23 protein-coding genes and 2 riboswitches are annotated in these 25,459 nt (G+C 38.1%); of the genes, 15 read left to right on the top strand and 8 right to left on the bottom strand.

Translation table 11 applies throughout. The features are described 5' to 3' along the window. The first annotated feature begins 128 nt into the window (after positions 1-128). Both guaA and CWR48_RS05625 read left to right on the top strand, forming a co-directional pair. Entirely contained in the window at positions 129-1,664 is a 1,536-nt protein-coding gene (gene guaA, locus CWR48_RS05620) for a glutamine-hydrolyzing GMP synthase (RefSeq protein ID WP_115772192.1), read from the top strand. A gap of 534 nt (positions 1,665-2,198) precedes the next feature. Then, positions 2,199-2,960, top strand: a complete 762-nt coding sequence (locus CWR48_RS05625) for a hypothetical protein (protein ID WP_147294868.1) — start codon at positions 2,199-2,201, stop codon at positions 2,958-2,960. Positions 2,961-3,174: 214 nt separating this feature from the next. On the opposite strand, the gene CWR48_RS05630 is transcribed toward CWR48_RS05625, so the two are convergent. Beyond that, a complete protein-coding gene (locus tag CWR48_RS05630) occupies positions 3,175-4,323 on the bottom strand; it encodes an NADH-dependent flavin oxidoreductase (RefSeq protein WP_115772196.1) in 1,149 nt (382 codons plus the stop codon). Between the two features lie 26 nt (positions 4,324-4,349). After that, positions 4,350-5,105, bottom strand: a complete 756-nt coding sequence (locus tag CWR48_RS05635) for an IclR family transcriptional regulator (RefSeq protein WP_115772198.1) — start codon at positions 5,103-5,105, stop codon at positions 4,350-4,352. A gap of 153 nt (positions 5,106-5,258) precedes the next feature. Here CWR48_RS05635 and CWR48_RS05640 point away from each other — a divergent pair, with 153 nt between their 5' ends. Further along, on the top strand, positions 5,259-6,197 hold the full coding sequence (locus tag CWR48_RS05640) for an aldo/keto reductase (protein ID WP_115772200.1): 939 nt from the start codon (positions 5,259-5,261) through the stop codon (positions 6,195-6,197). A 141-nt stretch (positions 6,198-6,338) separates the two neighbouring features. Here the strand turns inward: CWR48_RS05640 and CWR48_RS20755 are convergent, their stop codons facing one another. After that, entirely contained in the window at positions 6,339-6,623 is a 285-nt protein-coding gene (locus CWR48_RS20755) for an aldo/keto reductase (RefSeq protein WP_170140719.1), read from the bottom strand. Further along, a riboswitch (purine riboswitch) is annotated at positions 6,584-6,684 on the top strand. (Overlaps the previous gene by 40 nt.) 115 nt (positions 6,685-6,799) lie before the next feature. On the opposite strand from CWR48_RS20755, the gene CWR48_RS05650 reads away from it, so the two are divergent. Next, positions 6,800-8,104, top strand: coding sequence for an NCS2 family permease (locus tag CWR48_RS05650; RefSeq protein ID WP_115772202.1), 1,305 nt, complete (start codon positions 6,800-6,802; stop codon positions 8,102-8,104). 86 nt (positions 8,105-8,190) lie between these two features. On the opposite strand, the gene CWR48_RS05655 is transcribed toward CWR48_RS05650, so the two are convergent. After that, the gene (locus CWR48_RS05655; protein WP_115772204.1) at positions 8,191-9,384 is read right to left on the bottom strand and encodes a NupC/NupG family nucleoside CNT transporter; all 1,194 of its coding nucleotides are present in this window, start codon (positions 9,382-9,384) and stop codon (positions 8,191-8,193) included. Between the two features lie 120 nt (positions 9,385-9,504). After that, a riboswitch (purine riboswitch) is annotated at positions 9,505-9,606 on the bottom strand. A 183-nt stretch (positions 9,607-9,789) separates the two neighbouring features. Next, the gene (locus tag CWR48_RS05660; protein ID WP_115772206.1) at positions 9,790-10,962 is read right to left on the bottom strand and encodes an MFS transporter; all 1,173 of its coding nucleotides are present in this window, start codon (positions 10,960-10,962) and stop codon (positions 9,790-9,792) included. 184 nt (positions 10,963-11,146) lie between these two features. Between CWR48_RS05660 and CWR48_RS05665 the strand changes: the two genes are divergently transcribed. After that, the gene (locus CWR48_RS05665; RefSeq protein WP_115772208.1) at positions 11,147-11,857 is read left to right on the top strand and encodes a gamma-glutamyl-gamma-aminobutyrate hydrolase family protein; all 711 of its coding nucleotides are present in this window, start codon (positions 11,147-11,149) and stop codon (positions 11,855-11,857) included. 305 nt (positions 11,858-12,162) lie between these two features. On the opposite strand, the gene msrA is transcribed toward CWR48_RS05665, so the two are convergent. After that, positions 12,163-12,690: a peptide-methionine (S)-S-oxide reductase MsrA gene (gene msrA / locus CWR48_RS05670; protein ID WP_115772210.1), complete on the bottom strand. Its 528-nt coding sequence runs from the start codon at positions 12,688-12,690 to the stop codon at positions 12,163-12,165. Positions 12,691-12,770: 80 nt separating this feature from the next. On the opposite strand from msrA, the gene CWR48_RS05675 reads away from it, so the two are divergent. Then, positions 12,771-13,322, top strand: coding sequence for an MOSC domain-containing protein (locus CWR48_RS05675; RefSeq protein ID WP_115772212.1), 552 nt, complete (start codon positions 12,771-12,773; stop codon positions 13,320-13,322). A 50-nt stretch (positions 13,323-13,372) separates the two neighbouring features. On the opposite strand, the gene CWR48_RS05680 is transcribed toward CWR48_RS05675, so the two are convergent. Further along, positions 13,373-13,807, bottom strand: a complete 435-nt coding sequence (locus CWR48_RS05680; RefSeq protein ID WP_115772214.1) for an Hsp20/alpha crystallin family protein — start codon at positions 13,805-13,807, stop codon at positions 13,373-13,375. Between the two features lie 231 nt (positions 13,808-14,038). On the opposite strand from CWR48_RS05680, the gene CWR48_RS05685 reads away from it, so the two are divergent. Both CWR48_RS05685 and CWR48_RS05690 read left to right on the top strand, forming a co-directional pair. Further along, complete coding sequence (locus CWR48_RS05685; protein WP_115772216.1) at positions 14,039-14,617, top strand: DUF2179 domain-containing protein; 579 nt, start codon at positions 14,039-14,041, stop codon at positions 14,615-14,617. Positions 14,618-14,726: 109 nt separating this feature from the next. Then, positions 14,727-17,981, top strand: coding sequence for an AfsR/SARP family transcriptional regulator (locus tag CWR48_RS05690; protein ID WP_115772218.1), 3,255 nt, complete (start codon positions 14,727-14,729; stop codon positions 17,979-17,981). 134 nt (positions 17,982-18,115) lie between these two features. Here CWR48_RS05690 and CWR48_RS05695 read toward each other — a convergent pair whose 3' ends face one another. Beyond that, complete coding sequence (locus tag CWR48_RS05695; RefSeq protein ID WP_115772219.1) at positions 18,116-18,502, bottom strand: DUF4181 domain-containing protein; 387 nt, start codon at positions 18,500-18,502, stop codon at positions 18,116-18,118. A gap of 360 nt (positions 18,503-18,862) precedes the next feature. Between CWR48_RS05695 and CWR48_RS05700 the strand changes: the two genes are divergently transcribed. The 7 genes from CWR48_RS05700 to CWR48_RS05730 form a co-directional block, all read left to right on the top strand. Further along, positions 18,863-19,291: a HEAT repeat domain-containing protein gene (locus CWR48_RS05700; RefSeq protein WP_115772221.1), complete on the top strand. Its 429-nt coding sequence runs from the start codon at positions 18,863-18,865 to the stop codon at positions 19,289-19,291. A gap of 272 nt (positions 19,292-19,563) precedes the next feature. After that, positions 19,564-20,160: a TetR/AcrR family transcriptional regulator gene (locus CWR48_RS05705; protein WP_115772223.1), complete on the top strand. Its 597-nt coding sequence runs from the start codon at positions 19,564-19,566 to the stop codon at positions 20,158-20,160. Position 20,161: 1 nt separating this feature from the next. Next, positions 20,162-21,664, top strand: a complete 1,503-nt coding sequence (gene menE / locus CWR48_RS05710) for an o-succinylbenzoate--CoA ligase (RefSeq protein WP_115772225.1) — start codon at positions 20,162-20,164, stop codon at positions 21,662-21,664. Positions 21,665-21,689: 25 nt separating this feature from the next. Continuing rightward, positions 21,690-22,688: a 3-oxoacyl-ACP synthase gene (locus CWR48_RS05715; protein ID WP_115772227.1), complete on the top strand. Its 999-nt coding sequence runs from the start codon at positions 21,690-21,692 to the stop codon at positions 22,686-22,688. A gap of 81 nt (positions 22,689-22,769) precedes the next feature. After that, on the top strand, positions 22,770-24,032 hold the full coding sequence (locus CWR48_RS05720) for a substrate-binding domain-containing protein (protein WP_115772229.1): 1,263 nt from the start codon (positions 22,770-22,772) through the stop codon (positions 24,030-24,032). 116 nt (positions 24,033-24,148) lie between these two features. Then, on the top strand, positions 24,149-24,916 hold the full coding sequence (locus tag CWR48_RS05725) for an ABC transporter ATP-binding protein (protein ID WP_115772231.1): 768 nt from the start codon (positions 24,149-24,151) through the stop codon (positions 24,914-24,916). Next, the coding region (locus CWR48_RS05730) for an ABC transporter ATP-binding protein (RefSeq protein WP_147294872.1) at positions 24,900-25,459 on the top strand (560 nt) is incomplete at its 3' end. The genes CWR48_RS05725 and CWR48_RS05730, both read left to right, overlap by 17 nt.

The raw sequence follows: 25,459 nt of genomic DNA on the forward strand, positions 1-25,459 counted from the left end.
AAGCTGAAGTCTAGGCTTTTTTGGTAGAATTAAGGATTCTTAACATAAAATTAAAGAATCCTGTTATGAGGGTTTAGACGCTAAATTAGGAAGCTACTAAATTTCGCAACAATAGAAGGAGCATAATCATGGAAAACAATGAAATGATTCTCGTATTGGATTTTGGAAGTCAATACAATCAACTAATTACACGTCGTATCAGGGAGTTTGGCGTGTATAGCGAATTGCACTCACATAAGCTAACAGCGGATGAGATTAAAGCAATCAATCCAAAAGGAATTATCCTTTCTGGTGGGCCACATAGTGTGTATGATGAAAATAGTTTCCGCCCGGATAAAGATATCTTTGACCTAGGCATTCCAGTTCTTGGAATCTGTTACGGGATGCAATTAATGGCACAGCATTTCGATGGCACCGTTGAAAAATCTAAGAATCGTGAATATGGAAAGGCACTAATTGGTCTAGCACATAATCCGATTCTTTTCAAAGATACACCTACAAAGCAAACGGTGTGGATGAGTCATGGCGATAAAGTTACAGCAGCGCCACCTGCATTCCAAATTGACGCGACAAGCAGTTCAACACCAATTGCAGCAATGAGTAATCCAGAGAAAAACCTCTATGCAGTACAATTTCATCCAGAGGTTCGTCATTCAGAATACGGAAATGATGTATTGAATCATTTTGTGTTCGATGTGTGCCAAGCTACAGGTGACTGGACAATCCAAAGCTTTATTGAAACAGAAATTGCAGCAATTCAAGATAAAGTTGGCGACCGTAATGTATTATGTGCGTTAAGTGGTGGTGTTGATTCATCAGTTGTTGCAGCATTAATACATAAAGCAATCGGCGACCAGCTGACATGTATTTTCGTTGATCATGGCCTGCTTCGCAAAAATGAAGCAGACGATGTAATGAAAGTATTCGCAGATGATTTCCATATGAATATTATCAAAGTGGATGCAAAAGATCGTTTCCTATCGAAGCTTAATGGTGTAGATGATCCAGAAAAGAAACGGAAAATTATTGGTAATGAATTCATCTATGTGTTTGATGATGAAGCAGCGAAGTTGAAGGGCATTGATTTCCTTGCACAAGGAACATTGTATACGGACGTCATTGAAAGTGGTACGGAAACAGCACAAACAATTAAATCCCATCATAATGTTGGTGGATTACCAGAAGACATGCAGTTCGAGCTGATTGAGCCACTAAATACATTATTTAAAGATGAAGTGCGTGAGCTTGGAAGCCAGCTTGGAATTCCAGATCACATTGTTTGGCGTCAACCTTTCCCAGGACCTGGTCTTGCAATCCGTGTTCTTGGAGAAGTAACAGATGAAAAGTTAGAAATCGTTCGTGAATCAGATGCAATTTTGCGTGAAGAAATTGCGTTAGCAGGACTCGACCGTGATATTTGGCAATACTTCACAGTCCTACCTAATATCCGCAGTGTAGGTGTAATGGGTGATACAAGGACGTATGATTACACAATCGGTATTCGTGCTGTAACATCCATTGACGGAATGACTTCTGATTGGGCACGTATTCCTTGGGATGTACTTGAAAAGGTATCTACAAGACTCGTGAATGAGGTAGATCATATTAATCGGGTTGTGTATGATATTACGTCTAAGCCGCCTGCTACTATTGAGTGGGAGTAAGATATATAGGCGATTATGAGGGGGAATGCTGATTTAACGGCATTCCTTTCAATCTAAATTACCTTGAAACCATGCAATACAATTTAGGTCCCTACCAAACACACCACCAAATATTAATAAAGCTCGTTAAGCTTCTCAATTCTCAAAACGTTAATATTATATTAAAGTTTACAAAAACCTTTCTCACATTATGGGAAAGGTTTTTTGTTGTTTAGCGTATTTTTAATATCCAATCAATTTTATAAGCCTCAGGAGTTAGCAATCCACAGTACTAAAGTTATTAAAAGTAAGATGGGAATGCTTGAGAATGATGAGTTAGGATTACAATTATGCATTCAATACACTTTCCATATGGAAGGTGTATTTTTCTTGAAATTAAATTGCAATTAAAATGTTATTACTTAAATAATAGCAATACATAAAGTAAATAATCATACTTGTATTATTAAATGATATACTTATATTAAAAATATGAAAATTAATGATTACGAGAAACTTCTTTAATAAGCCATAATCTAATTAGAGAGGGTCTGTATGATGAGTAAAAATCAAGAATATCAGGATAATATCGGGCAAAGATGCTTGGATTTTGTAAAGAATGATATGAATGAGAAAGATTGTTTTGGACTATCCATTAAACAGTACGTTGAATTGAAAAGATGGTTAAATGAAGCTAAGCCTAATTCCAATAGTAATAAATTTCCCGATTTTGTTTTTAATGATGGCTTTATAGAACATTTTGCAGTTACCTCCTCATTAGAGAACAAAAAAGGTGCAAAGCAGAAAAAAGAATCTATTGTTTTTAAAAAAAATAGTGAAACTAATTTTTTAAGTAATCTTGATAGTATTGAAGAAGAAATACTGTTAAGTCATTCGTATGGTCGAAAATTTGAAGAACATACACATTTTAATATTGTAAATTCAATAAAAAAGAATTGGGGAAAGCATATAGAAAGTTACGATAAAAATATTTCCACATCTAAACATGGTATTTTCCTAATTCAATATATAGATATTAATATCGAAACAGCGGTTTCTAGAGAAAATGAGCCAGCAGAAATTTTTGAGACATATCGAATAAGCGTTGACAAGCATTTGCCAAATTGGATATATACATACAAAGAAAAAATAGATTATTTAATTTTTGTTAATCTTCTCTTGACCTCTATAGAGGTAATAAGAATAGATAATATTCCAGAGCTTATAGAGGGGATTTCAAATGTTATGTATGCATCTACTATAGGGATGGAAACTCATAAATATGTAGGTTTTAAAATTAGGAAAGAAGATATTTAATAACACATTGGTAGAGTAAAATAAAAATTGGTTTGTCAAAAAAAGTGTGTAAGTAAGAGAGCGTACGGCTCTTACTTCGCAGTTTAGTTTACACTCCCTAGTTAATTTGTATCTTCACCAATGTTAATTCAATTTACTGAAATATGAAAAGCTTGTAGAGAATATAACATCCTTCTCTACAAGCAATAAAAGTACTTCTAATATCCAAACTAAATCAAAACACTTTTTCCTCCGTTTTCACCACAGGGAACCAACCTTCAACCTCTAAAATTAATTTCCATAACGGCGTCGGGATGACTGCTTTTTGCTGATCGCTTTCTGTTAAATGTCGATTGATCGTTTCTTCCTCATTATTTTTTACCTTTTCTACCCAATATGGATCAACGACGATTGCACGTCCAATTGCAGCAAAGTCTGTTTTCCCTTTTTCTAACACAAGTGCTGCATCATCTGGTGTTTGAATGCTGCCAACACCAATGACAGGGAGGCGTCCGTTAACATATTCGGTAATTAATTCGGTACGTGATTTTTCACTAACGATGCCCCTTCGTGCTTTGGCCCATGCGTTTGTCGTAGCGATATGAAGATAATCAAGGTCTGCTTGGATAAGCTCGTCAATTAATGCAAAAGTTTCCTTCATTGTTATTCCGGGTGTTTCTGGCTCTTCAGGTGAAAAACGATATCCGATTAGGAATGGTTTTGTTGCATGTTCATGTATGACATCTTTCACTTCTTCAATTATTTTTAGTGCAAATAAATTTCGGTCCTGAAACTCATCTGTTCTTAAGTTCGAGTGAGGCGAAACAAATTGCTGCAGTAAATAACCTGTTGCACCGTGCAGTTCAACTCCATCAAATCCTGCTTCAATCGCTCGACGTGTTGCTTGGCCAAAATCCGTAATCACTTCATATATTTCTTCCGTTGTTAATGCTCTTGGTGTTTGCTGAATACTGTAAAATCCTCGATCACCGAGGGGAGCGACGGCACTTGCACTAACGGTTTCCCCATTTGGAGTAAGTCTTGGGACAGCTAAACGACCGCCATGGTACAGTTGAACAACACCTTTAGCTCCACCTTCATGGATAACGTCAGCTAATTTAGAAAGACCCTGGGTAGTATCATCATGATCGATGCCCATCTGTCCATCAAAACCTTTGCCATTTTTTGAAACATAGGCACAAGCGGTGATGATTGTGCCAACACCATTCGAGCGTTCACCGTAATACTGAAGCTCTTCCTGTGAAACATAATCATTATCATCTGCGGAAAAAGTTGTCATCGGCGCCATCATGAGACGGTTTCTTACATGGACACCACTTTTAAATGTAAAATCTTGAAATAAAGACTGATATTTGCTCTTCATGTTGTTATTCCTCCGTTGGTTTTAATTTAATTTTCATCGTCTAACTTCGCTATTTCCTCCGTAATGGCATTGCTTCCTGCATTCAGCTTTGTGACAATCTCTTTAATATTGCCACGTGAAACTTGATCTGCTGGTGCTCCTATCGCCAATGCTGCAATTACTTCCTTATTACGAAAGACTGGTACGGCGATACAACGGATGCCAATGGTTATTTCCTCATCATCAAAAGCATAGCCATCCTCTTGTATCGTTTTTAAATGATAACGAAATAGCTGTGGATCCTGGAACGTGTTTTTTGTTGCGGGCTCTAATGACATTTTATCCAGTAAGGACTCAAGCCTTCTTTCATCAAATTGAGCCAAAATTACTTTTCCTAAAGCAGTTTGATGCAGTTTGGTTCGGTTTCCGACTTCTTCGCCTGCAGTATGCTGGAATGGAGCATGTAATACTTGGGTCATGACAAGATCCGTACCATCGACTTTGCCTAGGTAAGTGCTCATTTGCAGATTTTGCGCTGCTTGATAAATAGAATGTAAGGATGCCCAGTCCCTAATAGAACGTCTCTCAGATAACTCCATAAAATTCTTGGGATTAAAAAAATATTGCGTTTGAATTTTATAAATATAATCCATATCTTCTAATGTCGTTAATAATCGAAATGCTGTAGATTTACTTAATTGAAACTCTTTCATCACTCCTGCCAGAGTGATTCCCGGGCTTTGTTTTATGAATTCCAATACGAGAAGTCCTTTTCTTAACGTAGCGACTTGATTTTGTGTCATATGACCACCTCATCTACTGTTAGTATAGTTGATTTAAAACTTAATACAAAAAAATTTGATGGAGTTTCATTATTTGAAACTTCGAGGCGAAAATTTGGATTTTTCACGTCGAAAAATTATGCTTATGCTAATCAATGTTGAGGAGGAAGAAACATGAAATATACAAAATTAAAAAAATCCAATATCGAAATATCTGCGATTGGTTTAGGTACAAATGCAGTTGGCGGTCATAATTTATTCGAAAATTTAAATGAGCAGGACGGTAAGGACTTTGTTAGAGAAGCATTAAATCTTGGGGTAACATTTATTGATACAGCGGACATTTATGGTCTTGGTCGTTCCGAGGAGTTAGTTGGAGAGGTATTAAAAGAATTTAAACGTGATGATTTTGTGATTGCAACGAAGGGTGCGCAAAACTTTACAAATTTAAATGATGTCAAAGCAGATAATCGCCCGGAATACTTAAGAGAAGCCGTTGATAAGAGCTTACAAAGGTTACAATTAGACTATGTAGACTTGTATTATTTACACTTTCCAGATAATGTAACACCATTTGCTGAATCAATTGGAGAATTAGTTCGTTTAAAAGAAGAAGGAAAAATTCGTTCGATTGGAATTTCGAATGTGTCCATCGAGCAGTTAAAAGAAGCGAATGCTCATGGTGATATTTCTGTTCTGCAATCTCCTTATAATATGTTAGATCGGTCAGCTGAAAAGGAATTATTACCGTATGCGGTAGAAAATAATATCTCCTTTATTCCATATGGCCCGTTGGCGTTTGGATTACTCGGTGGAGGATTCACAAAGGAATCTAAACTTGATGCTGGGGATTGGCGTCAGTCCATTCCATTATTCCAAGAAGAACAATTTATCCAAACGATTGATAAGGTAGATAAATTAAAAGAGTTTGCGGTAAGTAAGGAAACGACTTTACCTAATTTAGCATTAACATGGTTACTTGCTCAAGAAGGTGTGGATGCAGTAATCCCAGGTGGAAAACGTAAAGAGCGCATACGTGAAAATGTTCAAGCAAGTGAAATTCGTTTATCTCAAGAAGAATTAAGTGTAATCAATGATATTTTAAATAAATAATACAATGGGATGTAAAAGGGTTGTCCTGCCAATCAGTGAAATGATTTTGGAAGGACAACCCGTTTTAATTTTTCTTTTCTTTACGGATGGAATAACTGATTCATTTAACCTTTATTCGAAGCGAACAATCTTAAGCGGCACTTAAGGAGCTTCTAGATAATCAATTTCTTCATTTGTCAGCACTACATCAACTGCCTTTACAGTAGTTTCAACGTAACTAAATTTTGTTGCTCCAATAATAGGTGCTGTTACTGTTTGCTTGTGAAGCGGCCAAGCTAGTGCAATCTCTGCGTTGGAAATCTTCCTTAATAAAGCGAACGTTAAATAAATTTTACATTTTTTTGTTCGTATTTTGTTGACAATACCAATAACGGCTAGTAATATAATAATGTAATTTAAATAAAAGGCGTATAATTTCGGGAATATGGCCCAGAGTTTCTACCAGATCACCGTAAACGATCTGACTACGCAGCGGATGTTTGTATGATTGGTTGTATTGTTATACACGAATCATCTCATTACATTTTCTGAAATCGTAGTTATGTAGCACTCTTGGGAGATTCATAGAGTGCTTTTTGCATTCCATAATAGGAGGAAACGTAATGAAGAAGTATTTTCAGTTTGATGAACTAGGAACAAATTTTAAAACAGAAACAATCGCCGGGATTACTACATTCTTAGCAATGGCATACATTTTATTCGTTAACCCAGCAACACTTGGAGAAGCTGGAATGGATAAGGGGGCAGTATTCACTGCAACAGCACTTGCAGCAGCTATCGGTACATTGATTATGGGACTAGTTGCGAAATATCCGGTTGTGCTTGCACCAGGTATGGGGCTTAATGCATTCTTCACTTACACAGTTGTTATCGGTTTAGGGATTCCTTGGGAAACAGCATTATCAGGGGTATTAGTTTCAGGTATTATTCTTGTTTTACTTACATTAACAAAAATCCGTGAGAAAATTATTGATGCAATCCCTAGTGGTTTAAAACTTGCAGTTGGTGCAGGAATTGGATTCTTCATCGCTTTTGTAGGCCTGCAAAGTGCTGGAATTGTTGTTAATAATGATGCGACATTAGTTGGTATCGGTAATCTAACGTCACCACATGTTCTATTAGCAATATTTGGATTAGTAATTTCCGTTATCATTTTAACATTTGGCAATAAAGCAGGTATTTTTTATGGAATGATTATTACAGCAATTGTCGGGATGGTATTTGGCATTATTCCACTTCCACAAGGTATTAGTGGAATTGTTGGTCAAGTGCCAAGCATCGAGCCGACATTCGGTCAAGCATTTTTAAATTTAGGGAATATCTTCACAGTCGATATGTTAGTTGTTGTTTTAACATTTATGTTCGTTGACTTCTTTGATACTGCAGGGACGCTTGTTGCTGTTGCATCACAGGCTGGTATTATGAAGGATGATAAATTACCGCGTGCAGGCCGTGCGCTCGTTTCTGATTCATCAGGTACTGTAGTTGGAGCGATACTTGGTACTTCAAGTACAACTTCTTATGTAGAATCAACAGCAGGTGTAGGTGTCGGCGGGAAATCAGGATTTACTGCAGTAGTTGCCGCAATATGTTTTCTACTGGCATTGTTCTTCTCGCCATTATTAAGTATTATCACTTCTGCAGTGACTGCACCAGCATTAATCATTGTAGGTGTCATGATGGCCTCACAATTGAAGAATATTGATTGGGATCAGTTTGAAGTGGCTGTACCAGCATTCTTTATCGTTTTAATGATGCCACTTACGTACAGTATTGCGACGGGTATTGCGATTGGCTTTATCTTCTATCCGATTACGATGCTTGTAAAAGGGAAAGGAAAAGAAGTACATCCAATTATGTACGCTTTAGCAGTTATCTTTATTTTGTACTTTATTTTCTTGAGTTAGTAATGAAAAGGTCAGGAGCACGTTTTGTGTTCCGGGCCTTTTTTCACAATAGCCAACGATAATCTTGTCGGCAATCTAATATATAATTAGACAAACATACTTACAAAAATAGCTGTAATAAAGCTTGCCATCGTACCAGCAATAATGGCTTTAAAGCTCATAGAGGCAATTAACCTTTTCTTTGATGGTGCTAAGGAACCAAGACCTACTATTAACTGCCCAATAGAAGAAAGGTTCGTGAAATTACATAATGCAACAGTTAAAATGGCAACAGTTTGCGGGTTTAGTTCCTTTTGGATATTAAGTACCTCTTGGAATGCAATCAGTTCATTAGCTGCAAGTTTTGTTCCGATAATGGATGCAGCACGGAAAGCATCTTCAATTGGAATCCCAACAAGTAAAGCAAAAGGAAAGAAAACATAGCCAAATATAGTAGCAAGATTCGTACCGAAGATGCCAAGTATACCGTCTAAGAGAGCCAATAAACTGATAAACGCAATAAGCAAACCGCCAATATTAGCAGCAAGCTTCACCCCGCTTACAGCACCTTCCGAAATGGCTTCAAAAATATTTGTATGTCCTGCATCCTCCATTTCGATATTTTCATTCGTCATAGATTCTTCCGTTTCAGGTTCCATAATTTTAGACATTACAATAGCGACAAAAGGGACAGAGAATACAGAGATAAGTAAATACTTAATATCAATCCCCATTTGTGCATAAGACAATAGAATCGCACCACTTGCTGAAGCTGTACCCCCAACCATAACGGTAAATAGTTCCGAACGTGTAAGTTTTGATAGATAAGGCTTAATGAGTAATGGGGATTCCACCACGCCTAACATCGTATTCGCAACTGTATTAAAAGATTCAACACGAGTGGTACCGAATACTTTACCAACAAGCCAACCGAGTATGCGTACAACGAAAGGGATGATTCGTAAATAATACAAGGCTGACACTAATGCCGAAATAAAAATAATCACGGATAAGACCTGAATTGCAAAAACAAATCCAACATTCGTTCCTTCCGCAAAAAAACCACCAAATAAGAATTCAATGCCTGCTTGGCTATAGTCAAGTACGTTTTGCACACCTTGGGCAGCGCTTGTAAGAAGAAAACGGCCTAAGGACACATTGAGCATAAAGTAAACGAAAATTCCTTCTAATACCACACCAACTATAATCGTGCGCCATTTGATCGCCTTTTTATGTTTACTTAGAAGCCAAGCTAAAATAAGTAACCCAATTAGGGATAATAAACCATATATAATATTCATGATACCCTCCTATTGTAGCTTCATATATCCTGATAATTAGCAGTCCAAACAATTTTATGATAAAAAAAGTGCATCCTCTTCATCTAAAAAGAAAAAAGAGAATGCACTAAGATTCACGAATGACGTTCGGACTTCACTAATAGTCCGGCATTTTACGGCTGCCAGGTAGAAACTTATGGACCATATTTCCATTGATATAAAAGGATTGTATGAAGTTGATCTGTGAATTTTAACAGAGGCTGTCCGAATATACAATAGATGAATAAAAGGTAATAAAATACTAATTTCTACAATCTGCATTTACTTTGAACGAATATAGAACATGTTAACGCTTAATATAAATTATCTGATTAAAGCTTTAATTACAAAGAAGAACCTCTTCCTGATGAAGAAGTTCCCTTTCGTTTATTCCATTTCCCGGACAGTATTTTCTTTTCCATATGGCAATACATGGTAGAGGATAAGCAATATCGTGCCAATTGCTGTAAGGCAGCCCATTGCAAAATATAATGTGCTCCCGCCAAAAGTATCCATAATCCCACCGCCGACTAAGGAACCAATCACACCGGAAAGTCCGAAGTAGACCGAGAAAAATACAAGATGTCCTGTTGACTGCAGTGTTTTTGGAATTAATCTAGTTACATATTCAAATGAAGCAGTGTAGAATATCGCAAAGGTTAATCCATGTAAGAATTGGAGTGCGATGACATGCATTGGGTCCTCTGCAAAGGCATAAAGGAACCAGCGGATCGTGTAAATTATCGATGCAACAATAATAAAGATTAATGCCCGATATTTTTTAAACCAAAATCTTGCAAGTGCAAAGACTGCGGCTTCCGCGATAACTCCAACAAACCAGGCCTGTCCTACTAATTCTTCACTTCCACCAAGCTCGGTAATGTATAATGCCATGAAATAATCATTGATTCGATGCGTAATCGTGATGAAAACAATCACTGATAAAAAGAGGAGAAATGGCTTGTTTGTAACAATCTTACGAACATCTTTGAAATTAATAGGTTCGGATTCCACCGTTACATCCTTTAATGGGAAAAGGATGCATAGCGCCATCGTCCCAAAAATTAGATATGGCCAAATCATATATTGGATACCGAATCTAGCAAGCACTTCACCGACAATCAGTGAGGAAATTGCAAATCCGACAGATCCCCACATTCTGATGGAGCCGAAAGATACGTTCAGTTCATTTGCTCTCCGTTGTGCGAAGCTATCCGTTAATCCACCGACAGGAGATGCGAAAAAGTAAAAAATTGCACCCATCAATAAAATGGTTGGCAATGTATTCATTTGGAAAAAGAATGTACTACCAATCAGCAGTCCAATCACGCAAATGAATAAGATTTTCTTAACGGTTTTATACTTGTCGCTTAAATAGCCCCAAAATGGTGGTGCAAGGATAGAGGCGAACGATTCAACCGCGAGCACCCAGCCAATTTCTGTACCGTTTAATCCTTTAAATTGTAAATAAAGTGGCAAGAAGCTAATCAAAATGGTATTGGAGGCATGGTAACTTAAAAATAATGTTTTCAATGGAATTAATGAACTTTTTCTAGACAAATTTTTCTCTCCAAACGTATACATCTCATCATATTATTAGTACAATATACCATTATTTCTGTGCTTTGTATGTGTAATTATTATAAAATAATTCATACAATGGAATTGCAGATTAAAACAAGGTACAGTTAAAGTGTGGAATTTTATGAATATTAACAGATTACAGGAAGAAAGGAGCTTGATGATGAGGCCGATAATTGGAGTTACTCCGTCAATGGAGATAAGTCAGGTTAAGTATTCGGTGATGAATGATAATGTAAAAGCAATATTACAGGCAGGCGGGATTCCTGTTATACTGCCATACCTTACATCAGACGCGGATCTGGAGCAAATTGCAAATCAAATCGACGGACTGTATGCAACAGGAGGGGATGATATTGATCCCACTTTATTCGGCGAAGAGCCCCATCCAAAGCTTGGGGCAATTATTCCTGTCCGTGATCAATTTGAGATTGCGCTCGCGAAGAAAATGCTAGAAATAGAGAAACCAATACTTGGAGTATGTCGGGGGGCGCAAATCTTAAATATAGCTGTTGGTGGAGGTATGTATCAGGATATTTATGCGCAAATTGACCGTGATTTATTACAGCATTCGCAAAAGGCACCACGGGGATATGGCTCGCATTTTGTTGATGTGCTCGAAGGTTCGTTATTACATCAACTTACAGGGATGGAGAAACTGCGTGTGAATAGTTATCATCACCAAGCAAATCGCACTGTAGGGATTGGTTTTCAAATAAGTGGATATGCAAGTGATGGTGTAGTTGAAGCAGTGGAAAGCAAGGTGCATCGATTTGTGCTCGGCGTACAGTGGCATCCGGAAGCAATGGTAGCGGGAGCGGATGATACATCGTTGAAGATATATCGGGGTTTTATTGCAGCATGTGATAAATAATTGGCTCTTATTTGATGTGCTAGGCTAGGCACCAAATAAGAGCTCGCTCGAACTAGGAAGCTGGTCGCTCGAATTAGATGTGTGCTCGCTCGAATTAGGAGAATGTCGCTCAAACTAGAAGTGAGCTCGCTCGAACTAGGAAGCTGGTCGCTCAAACTAGAAGTGAGCTCGCTCGAATTAAGAGAATGTCGCTCGAACTAGAAGTGAGCTCGCTCGAATTAAGAGAATGCCGCTCGAAATAGATATAATCTAGCTCGATATGAAATTTTTCTTCAAATTATCAAGCAGGATTTAGCGATAACTGATTATTTTTCCCACGCCTCAGCAATAAACTCGTCTCTTCCAGATTTAGCGCGATCTTCCTCATATTCTTTTGCACTTTTTTTATAAAAGTCCTGATGATAATCCTCAGCAGGATAGAATTTAGCAGCAGGAAGAATTTCTGTCACAATTGGTTTAGAGAATTTACCACTGTCTCCAAGTGCCTGCTTGGAAGCAGCCGCAATTTCCTGTTGCTCTTCATCTTGATAGAAGATTGCAGCACGATATTGGTTGCCGCGGTCTTGAAATTGTCCGCCAGCATCTGTTGGATCGATTTGTTTCCAGTAGAGATCCAGAATCGTTTCATAGCTTATGAGTGCCTGGTCAAAAGTAATTTCAACTGCTTCATAATGGCCAGTGTTTCCTTTTTTGACCTCTTCATATGTAGGATTCTCTAATTTTCCTCCAGTATATCCGGAAATTACACTGTGGACCCCGTCCCATTGGTCAAATGGCTTGACCATACACCAGAAGCACCCACCAGCAAACGTAGCCTTTTTTATATTTGACAATTGAAGCGCCCCCGTTTCAAATTAGTAATATATTTAGTAGAATAAAGATAATATACCATAGAAGTTAGGGGCATGGCATAATGGATGAACCATATGTACATAAAATATTTATCAATAAAGTAACACAGGATATTAATAATGAAATTTGGCTTAGCAAGTCTGGGCTTACAAAGGAAGAAAGTCCAGATTTGGATAGGGCTGTGATGGCTTATCCAATCAAGCATTATACGCATTGGAATGATGAAATAGAAGGTAATGTAATGGAGCCGGGCGAAATTGGGGAAAATTTTTCCGTATTAGAAATGGATGAATACCATGTTTTTATTGGTGATTCTTATCGAATTGGCGATGCAATCATTCAAGTTTCCGAACCAGGTTCTATCGGAAATCTGCCATCAAAAATAGGCTTGAAAACTGGCTGGTATTATCGTGTGCTCAAAGAGGGCATCGTGAAAGCTGGGACAGACATGGAATTAATTGAACGACCATATCCGGAGTGGTCGATTACAGCTTGTAATGAGGTCATGCATGTTTTTAAGGACGATCTTCGCACGGCAGATGATCTAGTATCTTGCAGTCTATTAAGTAATCGTTGGAAGCGAGCATTGAAAAAGAGATTGCGAGGATTTTAATTTGAGCCCGCCTGCTGCAAGGGAACAAAGCAGGCGAACTCACCAATGACTCACGCATCTTCCAGTAATCGTACATTTACTTTATTTCTTCGACTTGTTTCAGAAATCAGCCTGTGAAGCTGAATAAATACGAGTCCATTTTTATATGTTGCTTTAATCTTATCTGCGCGCACAGGGAAAGGCAGTGAAATCTCTCGTTCGAATACCCCTTGGAGGATTTCCTCTTTAAAGACATTACCGCTGACATGCTCAAGATCAATTGTGCCACGAAGCTCCAATGTTGCATAATCAATGTAAATATTCAGCTGATCCAAATCATTTAGTCCAGGTACATTTACAATACACATCATCTCATTTTCTGTATGATACATATTGACTTGAGGAATTGTCGGTTTGATGATACCATCAAATTCATTCCAAAAATTATCTCCGAAGAAGTTATCCAAATTCTTTCTCCACTCGCCCATTTGCTTAAAAGGATCCATACTGTCACCCCATTATTATGATTACTATCGCTTCTATAGGCTATGCCTAGAAAGAATATATGGTGAAAAAATTTTAACTGTAATGATAGCTTTTATAATACGTATTTAAGCTTTGATAAAAAGATCTCTTAATCTGGAGCACCGCCCCGAATCAAACAATTTTTGCATTTTTATTTTCATCTTCCATGGATTTGCTGTATCCTAAGAGTATACAGCTAAGGAGGAATCAGATTGCTTGAAAATGCGTTTATAATGGTATTCATCATATTTGCCGTCAATGTCGTGTATGTATCGTTAATGACTGTCCGGATGATATTGACATTAAAAGGACGTACATATATTGCGGCATTTGTTAGTATGTTTGAAGTGGTCGTTTACATCGTCGGTTTGGGTCTTGTATTAGATAATTTAAATCAAATTCAGAATCTGATTGCCTATGCTTTAGGTTATGGAACGGGGTTAATTATTGGTTCCTTCATTGAAGAGAAGCTTGCACTAGGTTACATTACGGTGAATGTTGTCTCTACAAATCCAGATTTAGAATTCACAAGAAGAATACGTGAAAAAGGATACGGTGTTACAAGTTGGTCTTCTTACGGTATGGATGGGGACCGATTATCAATGGAAATTCTAACACCGCGGAAATACGAGTTGAGATTATATCAGACGATTCAGGAAATCGATCCGAAAGCATTTATTATTTCCTATGAACCGAAGCGGATTCATGGCGGTTTCTGGGTGAAACAAGTAAGAAAAGGAAAATTGATGCAGTCGAAGAAAAAGAATAGAGAAACTACCAAGAAAGAATAGATCTCCAGATTTATTCTTTTTTTTCTAATAAAATCGTAACATGTAATATTATCCGTTATATCGTGATAAAATGATAGAAGATTAAGATATTTATAGGGGGAGATAGTGAATGAGAAATATCCCAATCATTCAAAGCCAGTTAGCCCCGCCACCAGTACGAAATCGATTTATTGAGAGAAGCAAGCTGAATAAGAAATTGATGAACATAGCAAACTATCCATTAACATTACTATATGCTGGGGCAGGATATGGAAAAAGTACAGCATTAGCGCTATTTTTTCATGACAAAAATAGGAGGGCATGCTGGTACTCTATTTCGCAAAATGATGATGACTTAATCCCTTTTCTGACTAAATTAATTCATGCGGGTCGTCAACAACATCCTGAATTCGGCCGAATACTTCAGAATGAATTAGAGAGTCTGGATAACTATATTACGATCGAGGAAATCTATTCATTAGCAACAACCTTTGTTAATGAAGCTCTAGCATGTACAGATGAATTGACAATTGTTTTAGATGATTTTCATCATGTATTAAATTGCAGTGAAATTGAAAAATGGATGTTATTCTTATTTGAACATATTCCAGCTAATCTCCATTTAGTAATCTCAAGCAGGAAGCGGCCAAAATGGGAGGTCCTGCCTAAATTAAAAGGTCAAAGTGAATTATTGGAAATTACCTATTTAGATTTAGTGCTATCCCCTGATGAAATCGCTTATATTCTGGAGGTGAAATATAAAGTTAATGTGACGAAGAATGAAGTAAGCAGGATTTACCAATTAACAGAGGGATGGGCGATAGCGTTTAATCTGCTTATACAACAAATCAATGCAGGAATAACATTAAAGGAGATTTTGCAAAATCAAAAACTGTCTCTCAGAGATTTATTTGATTATTTAGCTGCCGAAGTATTGTCAAAGCAACCTTCGAACATGCAGCGATTTCTCATGCAATCCAGTGTACTCGATGTATTGTCGCCAAAAATATGTGACTTCGTATTACAAATCCAAGGGTCTGGAGAAATATTGCAAGGCCTAGTTGAACAGAATTTATTTATTGTGGAAGGAAATGATCATCATTTCCGTTATCATGCACTATTCAAAACATTTTTGGAAAATCATTTAAAACGGAATTTTGAAAGCGGATTCACACTTTTACATACTCAAGCGGCAAACTATTTTGAAATGCAAAATGAGTTTGAGGCTGCACTTTATCACTATGAGAAGGCAAGTAATTATAATAGGTTTGCCGAGTTGCTAAATAAGCATGGGTTAACAATCCTTCAATCTGGTAAGTTGCAAACATTATATGATTTACTTCTAGCCTTGCCGAAAGAGAATAAACAGCAGTATCCGATTTTATACTTTTATCAAGGAGAGATCGAGCGTTATCGTTCGCTTTATGAACAGGCGATTGCAAACTATGAAACGATTATTAATCTGCATCCGAGAGAAAATCAGGAGGCTGATTATTTAACAAGTCTTGCTCTTGAAGGAATGGCACGGATTTATCTTGATACGATTCAGCCAGATAAGGCAGAGCGCTATGTTAATCAAGCAATCCAGCTGCGGGAAAAGACAGCAACCAGAAAAGAGGAAATGGCAAAGTTATACGTTCTAATGGCAGAAAATCTATTAAATGCTGGACAAGCAAAGAGGGCAGAAGCTTGGTATGAACGTGCAAAAAAGCTAAATTTATCACTAGAAGAAAGTAATTTACAAGCACGAATTTACTTACGGACAGGCAGGTTAGCGAAAGCAAAGGAAATATTAGTTTTATCTAAACGTGATGCTGGGAGAGGGATTAGGAGGCATCTTTCGCAGTCCCACCGTGAAACGGATATTATTCTGTCTATTATTGACGCCTTCATGGGAAATGCTGAAGAAAGTAAAAAATTTGCTGAAAATGGAATTCAATTAGGATTATCCATTCAATCTCCATTTGTCGAGGCTTGTGGCTGGATGCGTTTGGGACATGCAGTTCAATTACTTGATCGCTATGAGACAAAGCTTGCGGTGCAATGTTATGACACGGCATTAGCAATAATGGAAAAGATTAATGTCTCCAGGGGAAAAGCAGAGCCATATATGGGACTTTCCCTGCTCTTTGGAAAGAATCAAGGATTCAATCAAGCGATGAAGCATGCGAATAGTGGGTTGATTGAAACGGAAAAAGTGAAAGACCGATGGCTTAGTGCGCTCATTAAATTATCAATTGGAATTACGGAAATTTATCAGCAGCATTATGATGTTGCAATGGATATCATGAAACAGATTGAATCTGAAATGACAATTTGCGGGGATCGCTATGCGATCATGGTAAGCAACTTCTGGTCCGCACACATTTCCTATGAACAAGGAAGCGTGGAGACATTTGAGCAGAAAATGGAAATGTTTCTTGGAATAATTCAAACAGAAGAATATGAATTTTTTCTAAAAAAGAGAACGACCTTTGGACCAATTGATATGCAAAATATGGTTCCAATGTTATTAAAAGCAAAGCAGCTAAACATTATGCCCAACTATGTTAGTCGTTTGCTCCATGAGCTTGGACTTGATGCAACGATGAAAAATCACCCGGGATATACGATGATTATTCATACGCTGGGGCAGTTTAATGTATGGATTGGAACGGATCAAATCGAGCCACAGCAATGGCAGCGAGAGAAAGCGAAGGAGCTATTTGAGTTATTTCTTACAAATCGCAATAAATTACTGGCAAGGGAGGAAATTTTTCACTCACTATGGCCAGAACAAGACGAAAATGCAGCAAATAAAAACTTTAAAGTAGCATTGAATGCATTGTACAAGGCAATTGAACCACAAAGAAAGGCAAGAGAGGAATCGTTTTTTATCTTAAGAAAAGGAGGCAGTTATGGTTTAAATCCTAATGCAGGATTTGAGCTTGATAGTATGCAGTTTGAGGAATTGATTGCAAATGGCTCGGGGGAAAAGGATAGTCAGCGTGCAAAGGAATTATTGGAAAAGGGCCTTAAACTTTATAAAGGCGACTATTTGGCAGATCTTCGGTTCGTAAGCTGGTGTACACAGGAGCGGGAAAGGCTACAGCTAATATTTTTACGTGGAGCCGAAAAGCTGGCACAAGTAGCAGTACGGCTTGAGGATTTTAATTTATCCATGCACTGGTGTGAGCAAATATTATCAATTGATAACACATGGGAAGAGGCATACCGCCTAATCATGTACTATTATTATCAGAACAATAATCGGCCGCAAGCGATAAAATGGTATGCGAAATGCTCGGATGTCCTGGCAGAAGAGCTTGGTGTTGAGCCAATGGAATCGACAGAGGAAATGTATCATTTGATAATGGAGTCGGAGGAATTGGATACGTATAGATAATCCCTCTTGATTTATTGGATTGAGAGGGATTTTTGTATTATTTTTTATGTTGTTTTTACCGTTTGATAGAATTACACTGTTTTGTGAAGCACCAATTTTTAAGTACAATATCTTATTAGCTCATCAAACTAACTCTATCTAAATAGTGAAATAAGATACTCAATGTTAGACATAATAATTACTCCAAATGTCAGAAAAATAAGTGTTGCGATATATTGTTTTGATTTCTTCAAGTATTTCCATTCTAGAAAAGACTGAAATCCTAATAATAGTGCAAGATAGACGGTCCAATACCATTTAATAATATTTGTATCCATTGTAACAACAATTGGTAGAGTAGATAAAAAGATAACTAAGATTATTCCTCTTCCCCATCTGTCAACCTTTTTACCGGGGGTTTCCGAAATCTTTTTCTTCTCTATACCAAGTAATTTATTTAATCCTTTTTCTAATAAGAACCCTAAAAATACAAGGAAAAAGATAAATCCTAAAAACCACAAAAACATAGATCCATAAAACATACATTCCACCCCGTTTTTATGTTTATAATGCTATAAAGTTTTCATTCAAGAAACTTGGATCGTTACTTGGATAAGTTTTATTCCTGTTGAATAAGGCATAATAAACTTCAAATACACCTATTTATGTTCATAATACCATAATATTCAAAAAGGCTTTCTTCATCAGTAAAATAAGCAAACCAATTCTACTCAAGAATCATACATACTTATGATACGATTCTCCGTAATACAGTTAGGCTCCTATTGTTCCATATTGCTTACCAGCGATTCATCGCTTTTTTCACCCAGACATCGTATAATAAGAGAAGCAGAAGAAAAAGAATTCATTTTTCCTCTAGTTTAAAAAAGAGGTGCAATTATTTGAAACAGTTTGAAACAGCATTACCTGAGCAGTACGAAGCATTGAAAAAACAGGCAAATTATACTTCCAGCTGGCGAGAGCGTTTAAACGCAGTAGAAGTGTTATCGGCTTATCGACATGACAAAATTATAGATTTATTAAAGAACCGTATGCAGAATGATACAGTCTACAAGGTGCAAATGGCAGCATATGAAGCACTTGCGGCGTTTGGAGAAGACGTAGAGAAACCAGCACCTTTACAGTTTGATATTATTAAAGGCACAGACAAAATTTTCCTGCGGGTGAAAAAGAGTTTACCAAAGGACCACACAGTGGCAGACTTTGCGAATAAGCTAAAGCGCATGCGTTTAGATGTCTTTGATGCGTATGAAGGCGACAAAGGCGAACAATTTATGAACTGGTTAGAGAAACGCTGGGCAAAACTGTAATCAGTAGTTTGGCGATTCATGAAAGAAAGTCATTCTCTCCGTATGTGGAGGGGATGGCTTTTTCTTATTTTATAGTATGGTTAAGCGAAACTAGTAAGACAATGTTTTATCCCGTTACTTCAATAATTTTTATAAATTTAAACTAAACTACAATCTCCGACTTTTAAGAAGAAGCAACCTTCCACTGCTGAAAAGGAAATTAAAAATAATCATTGCTAATTTTCATATAATTATATATAATCTAAAACTGAGAGGTGATTCATATATCAGTTATGAGAGAAACGCAATTAACTTCAAAGGGAATGAAGACGAGGCAGAAGATTTTAGATACAGCGGAAAAAATTTTTGGTAAGAAGGGTTATTTCGAAACATCGATTGTAGATATAACGGTGAAGGCTGGTGTTGCTCAAGGAACCTTTTATAACTACTTCACTACAAAAAAATCTATTTATGACGAACTTGTGCGTGAGCTAAGTTCGAGTTTGCGCTATCAAATGAAAACCGCAATGGAAGAAAAGTCGAGTTTCTATGACAAGCAACGGGCAGGATTTCGTGCATTTTTTGAGTGGGTGTTAAGTCATCGTAATTTATATAGTATTGTGCAGCAGTCCGTATTAGTGGACAAAGAATTGTATCGCTGGTATTACGAGAAAATAGCAGCTGGATTTATCAAGTCGGTTGAAACGGCGGTAGAACAGGGAGAATGTAAGCCGCTCGATCCAGAAACCGTAGCATATTGTTTGATGGGGATTGGGCAGTTTATCGGAATGCGATGGGTGCTTTGGGAAGATCAAGCAGTACCCGAAGCAGTATTTGAGGAAGCGATGGAAGTCATCTTTCATGGTGTAAGCTTAAGCGAGGTGAAATAAATTGGAGCAGATTGCATATTGGATTCACAAACGGGCGTATATTACGCCTAATCGAACGGCATTAACGACAGTGGAAAAGCCGTATACGTATCAAATGCTTTCTCTAGAGGTCAATAATATGGCTGCCTTTTTGCAGGATGAATGCCACTTGAAAAAAGGTGATCGGGTCGCAATTCTTTCGCAAAATAGAGCGGAATATATGGTGGCCTATTTTGCAATTGCACAGCTGGGATTGGTTGCTGTTCCGTTAAATATTCGTCTGACTGCTATAGAACTGGGATTTCAAATCAATGATAGTGGGGCAAAAACGATTCTATTCGAGGTAGAAACAGTTGAATTGTATCGGGAAGTTTGTAAGTACACCAATTTTGCAAACGCTTACCAATTAGAAGAGATTGAAAAACCTGCTGTAAAGGATTTAATACATGTCCCAATCGATGCTAAAAATGATGCCTTTATTATTTGCTACACGTCTGGAACAACAGGGAGAACAAAGGGGGCTGTATTAACGCAGGAAAATATGTTTTGGAATGCGATAAATTGTCAATATGCCCTTGATATTACATCAACGGACAAAGTAATTGTTCTTTTGCCCTTATTTCATATTGGCGGGATCGGCCTATTTGCTTTTCCCACCTTACTTGCAGGTGGAACCGTAATTCTTCCTAATAAGTTTGAACCTGGAAAAGCAATTGATATCATCGAGGAACATGAGGTAACGATTGTGATGGGCGTGCCAACGATCCACGAAGCAATCCGTAGACATCCAAGTTTTGATACAGCTAATTTCCAGGCTGTCAGGTGGTTCTATAGTGGGGGTGCCCCTTGCCCGAAAGAATTGATCAATAAATACTTGGAACAGGGGCTGCCATTTGGACAGGGAATGGGGATGACAGAAACAGCGCCAACGATCTTCATGCTTTCTAGAGAGGATTATAAGAATAAAGTTGGTTCCATTGGCAAGCCAGCAATGTTTTGCGATATAAAAATTGTTGATCAGGCAGGAAATCCAGTTAAAAAAGGGGAAATCGGTGAGCTGCTCATAAAAGGACCGAATGTCATGAAAGAGTATTGGGGACTTCCAGACAAAACAAAGGAAGCAATTCGTGATGGCTGGTTCCACTCCGGGGACTTAATGAGAGAGGATGAAGATGGATTTATCTATGTTGCTGGAAGGAAGAAAGACATGATCATTTCTGGTGGGGAAAACATTTATCCATTGGAAGTTGAGCAGGTTTTAAGTGAGTTGTTAGAAATAAATGAGGTTGCTGTGATTGGGATTGCAGATGAGCAATGGGGAGAAATTCCCGTTGCATATCTTTCATTTAATAATGGCTCGACCAAAAGTGAAAGGGAAATAAAAACCTACTGTCAGAAAAGATTAGCAAAATACAAAATCCCGAAGAATGTCGTCATCCTCGATGAGCTTCCTAAAAATGCGACAGGTAAGATTGATAAGTCGAGGATTTTGGAAATGTCAAAGGAAATTGGTAATAGGTCATGAAACTACCGAAGAAGGAGAAAAGCAGATGATAGGAATTCAGGCAACGAGTATTTATGAACCGGAAAGAAAAGAAACAGCAGCAGAGCTATCGTTTAAAACAGCAATTCCAGAGCATGTCATTATTGAAAAGTTTGGTCTCTCTGAAAAGAGAATTGCCGCGGACCATGAGCATGCATCTGATTTAGCAATTGCTGCTGGGAAAAAGATTTTACAAGATATAGATCCAAAGTCAATTGATCTTGTAATCTATTTTGGCAGTCCTTTCAAAGATTACCAAGTTTGGACAGCATCTTCAAAAATACAGTATGAGCTGGGAACATATAATGCCTATGCATTTGAAATGATGAATGTAAGCTCTTGTTTTCCGCTAGCGGTAAAAGTTGCGAAGGATATGCTTCATTCAGATGAGGGGCTAAACAATATCCTGCTTGTTGGCGGCTCAAAGGAATCCATGCTCATCAACTATGAAAATCCACGCTCACGGTTTATGTTCAATTTTGCAGACGGCGGTGCAGCGGCACTGATCACGAGGCATGCGACAAAGAGCGAAATATTGGGTTCATCAATTATTACTGATGGATCATTCAGTAAGGAAGTGCTTGTTCCTGGCGGAGGCTCAGTAAATCCAGTCAGTACAGAAGTTGTGGAAGGAAAAATGCAGTATATTGATGTGCCAAATCCAATCAATATGAAGGAGCGTCTTGACCCTGTATCGATTCCAAATTTCACTAAAGTAATCAATCAGTCGCTAGAGAAGAGTGGCTTATCCCTTGAACATTTAAAGGTGCTTTTGCCGCTTCATACCAAAAAGTCAATGTTTAAGTCACTTTGTGAGAATGTCGGGCTAAAAGAGGAACAAGCGATTTACCTGAAAAATCACGGGCATATGTCTGCACTAGACCCTTGCTTTGGTCTGCATCTTGCTGAAAAGAGAGGCTTACTTAAAAAAGGAGACATTGCTGTGCTAGTTTCTGCTGGAACAGGCTATACATGGGCAGCGACTGCGATACGATGGTTTGGATAAGTCTTGTAACTTCCTTGTAACTACTAAAATATATGATGGCAGTAGTTAAGTATTTAGGAGAAAAAAAGGGGGCAATTACTAATGAAGTTCATTCGTGTATTAAGTTTACTCCTCGCATTATTTGTTGTTGGGATTCTAGCAGCATGTGGCGATAATGACGATACAGCGGGAGAGACGGGGGACAACTCAAACAGCTCAAATGAAACAGGGGAATCAGGAGAAGCGGCCGCAGGAGCAGGTGAGACAATCAAAATCGGTGTGCTTGCGTCATTAACAGGTGCACTTGAGTCTTATGGTAATCAGACGAAAAAAGGATTTGAATTAGGAATGGAATATGCAACAGATGGAACGATGGAAGTTGCCGGGAAGAAAATTGAATATATTTTTAAAGATACAGAAACAGATCCTACTGTGGCGCGACAAGCAGCAATAAGTTTTCTGGAAGACGATGAAGTTGACTTTCTTGTTGGTTCGTCAAGTTCAGGTGATACACTAGCTGTTACTCCACTAGCGGAAGAATATGAGAAGATTATTGTCGTTGAACCAGCTGCAGCCGATAGTATTACAGGATCAGAATACAATGATTATATTTTCCGAACGGCAAGAAACTCTTCACAGGATGCATTTGCGGCCGCAGCTGCAGTAGCTGGTGAAGGGGTAAAAATAGCAACACTTGCACCAGACTATTCATTTGGTCAAGATGGTGCTAAAGCCTTTATTAGTGCGGCAGAATCTTTAGGTGCTGAGCTTGTACATGAAGAATATGCCGATCAAAATGCGACAGATTTTACAGCGAATATCCAGAAGATCATTGATGCAAAACCAGATTATCTTTATGTTGTATGGGCCGGAGCAAATACTCCGTGGAATCAAATCGTTGATATGAAAGTCGAGGATCACGGAATTAAAGTGACAACAGGGGTAGCGGATATTGCAACACTGCCAACGATGGCTCCATTAACAGGAATGGAAGGGTTCACATTGTATTATCATACACTTCCAGATAATGAAGTAAATGATTGGTTAGTCGAGAATCATAAAAGCAAATATGACGGTGCAGTACCAGATTTATTCACTGCTGGCGGAATGAGTGCCGCGCTTGCGATTGTTGAAGCACTTAAACAAACGGACGGCGATACAAATACAGATACGTTAATTCAAGCGATGGAAGGAATGAGCTTTGAGACGCCAAAAGGAACGATGACATTCCGCCCAGAGGACCATCAGGCGCTTCAAGAAATGTATTCCGTAACCTTAGAAGAAAGTGATGAATTTGATTATCCTGTTCCAGTATTAAAACGGGTGTTAACCCCAGAAGAAACGGCACCGCCAATTATGAATTAGGATAATACTGCTGACAGATAGGAAAGCTTAATGCTTTCCTATCTGCATAAATGTAGACTTTAGGGAGATGTCGTTAATTCATCATGTTAACTAGTAAGTTTGCGAGGAGGAATACTGTGGAAGCAATATTAGAAACAAAAGATCTATCGATCGCGTTTGGCGGACAGGTTGCCGTAAATGCAGTATCAGTAAAAATAGCCGAGAAAAAATTCACCTCGATTATTGGGCCAAATGGAGCAGGGAAAACTACCTTTTTTAACCTGCTTAGCGGGCAGCTAGCACCGACAAATGGGAAAATCTATTTCAAGGGAGAAGACATCACGAAACAGTCTGCTACGAACCGGACCCGTTTAGGAATTGGCAGATCCTTTCAAATCACGAATGTTTTTCCAAATCTGACTGTACATGAAAATGTTCGCTTAGCAGTGCAGTCACAAGCGAATGTACGTTATCAAATGATCGCACATTTTAATCACTATCAGCAATTTCAGGAAAAGGCTAACGGATTATTGAAAATGGTTTTTCTTGATGACAAGGCAGATTCACTCGCAGTTAATTTAGCCCATGGAGAAAAACGGAAATTAGAGATTGCGATGCTTTTAGCTTTAGAGACAGAGATTTTACTGCTCGATGAACCAACAGCAGGCATGTCATTAGAGGAAGTTCCAGCAATCATCGATGTCATTAAGAAGATTAGAGAGAAGGAAGATCGGACGATTGTGCTCATTGAACACAAGATGGATATGATCCTGGGGATGTCTGATGAAGTGCTCGTATTATTTCATGGGGAATTAATTGCACAGGGGACTCCAGAAGAAATCATTGAAAATGAAACCGTTCAGTCCGCGTATTTGGGAGGCGAATATAATGAGCAGCTTACTTAGCCTGCATCATGTTGAAGCATTTATCCAGAAGTTTCACATTTTACATGACATCTCATTTGAGATTCCAAAAGGAGAAGTTACAGTATTACTCGGTAGAAATGGTGCGGGAAAAACGACGACATTGCGGACAATTATGGGGCTGAATAAGGCAGCAAAAGGTACGATTACCTTTCAAGGTGAGGAAATCAGTAATATGCCGACACATCGAGTTGCAAGCAGAGGAATTGGCTATGTGCCAGAAGATCAAGGGATTTTCGGTGAGTTAACAGTAGGTGAAAATATGAGGGTTGCAATGAAGAAAGAGGATGAGAAGACAACGAAACGGATGGAATGGGTTCTTGAATTATTTCCAGATTTAAAAAAGTTTTGGAAAAAGCCTGGTGGTGCACTAAGTGGCGGACAAAAGCAAATGCTGGCAATCGCCCGGGCATATGTAAATGAAAATGAACTCCTCCTAATTGATGAACCGAGTAAGGGACTTGCCCCAATTATGGTGGATAAGGTAACGGAGTCGATTCAGCAAATGAAAGAAGAAACAACGAT

The organism is Oceanobacillus arenosus (assembly GCF_003369575.1).
In the GTDB taxonomy this organism is placed as follows: Bacteria; Bacillota; Bacilli; order Bacillales; family Amphibacillaceae; genus Oceanobacillus; species Oceanobacillus arenosus.

What these genes read in the sequence shown, in the direction of transcription:
- guaA (WP_115772192.1), top strand. Translation starts at nt 129, where the DNA reads ATGGAAAACAATGAAATGATTCTCGTATTGGATTTTGGAAGTCAATAC.
- CWR48_RS05625 (WP_147294868.1), top strand. Translation starts at nt 2,199, where the DNA reads ATGATGAGTAAAAATCAAGAATATCAGGATAATATCGGGCAAAGATGC.
- CWR48_RS05630 (WP_115772196.1), bottom strand. Translation starts at nt 4,323, where the DNA reads ATGAAGAGCAAATATCAGTCTTTATTTCAAGATTTTACATTTAAAAGT.
- CWR48_RS05635 (WP_115772198.1), bottom strand. Translation starts at nt 5,105, where the DNA reads ATGACACAAAATCAAGTCGCTACGTTAAGAAAAGGACTTCTCGTATTG.
- CWR48_RS05640 (WP_115772200.1), top strand. Translation starts at nt 5,259, where the DNA reads ATGAAATATACAAAATTAAAAAAATCCAATATCGAAATATCTGCGATT.
- CWR48_RS05650 (WP_115772202.1), top strand. Translation starts at nt 6,800, where the DNA reads ATGAAGAAGTATTTTCAGTTTGATGAACTAGGAACAAATTTTAAAACA.
- CWR48_RS05655 (WP_115772204.1), bottom strand. Translation starts at nt 9,384, where the DNA reads ATGAATATTATATATGGTTTATTATCCCTAATTGGGTTACTTATTTTA.
- CWR48_RS05665 (WP_115772208.1), top strand. Translation starts at nt 11,147, where the DNA reads ATGAGGCCGATAATTGGAGTTACTCCGTCAATGGAGATAAGTCAGGTT.
- CWR48_RS05675 (WP_115772212.1), top strand. Translation starts at nt 12,771, where the DNA reads ATGGATGAACCATATGTACATAAAATATTTATCAATAAAGTAACACAG.
- CWR48_RS05680 (WP_115772214.1), bottom strand. Translation starts at nt 13,807, where the DNA reads ATGGATCCTTTTAAGCAAATGGGCGAGTGGAGAAAGAATTTGGATAAC.
- CWR48_RS05690 (WP_115772218.1), top strand. Translation starts at nt 14,727, where the DNA reads ATGAGAAATATCCCAATCATTCAAAGCCAGTTAGCCCCGCCACCAGTA.
- CWR48_RS05695 (WP_115772219.1), bottom strand. Translation starts at nt 18,502, where the DNA reads ATGTTTTATGGATCTATGTTTTTGTGGTTTTTAGGATTTATCTTTTTC.
- CWR48_RS05705 (WP_115772223.1), top strand. Translation starts at nt 19,564, where the DNA reads ATGAGAGAAACGCAATTAACTTCAAAGGGAATGAAGACGAGGCAGAAG.
- CWR48_RS05715 (WP_115772227.1), top strand. Translation starts at nt 21,690, where the DNA reads ATGATAGGAATTCAGGCAACGAGTATTTATGAACCGGAAAGAAAAGAA.
- CWR48_RS05720 (WP_115772229.1), top strand. Translation starts at nt 22,770, where the DNA reads ATGAAGTTCATTCGTGTATTAAGTTTACTCCTCGCATTATTTGTTGTT.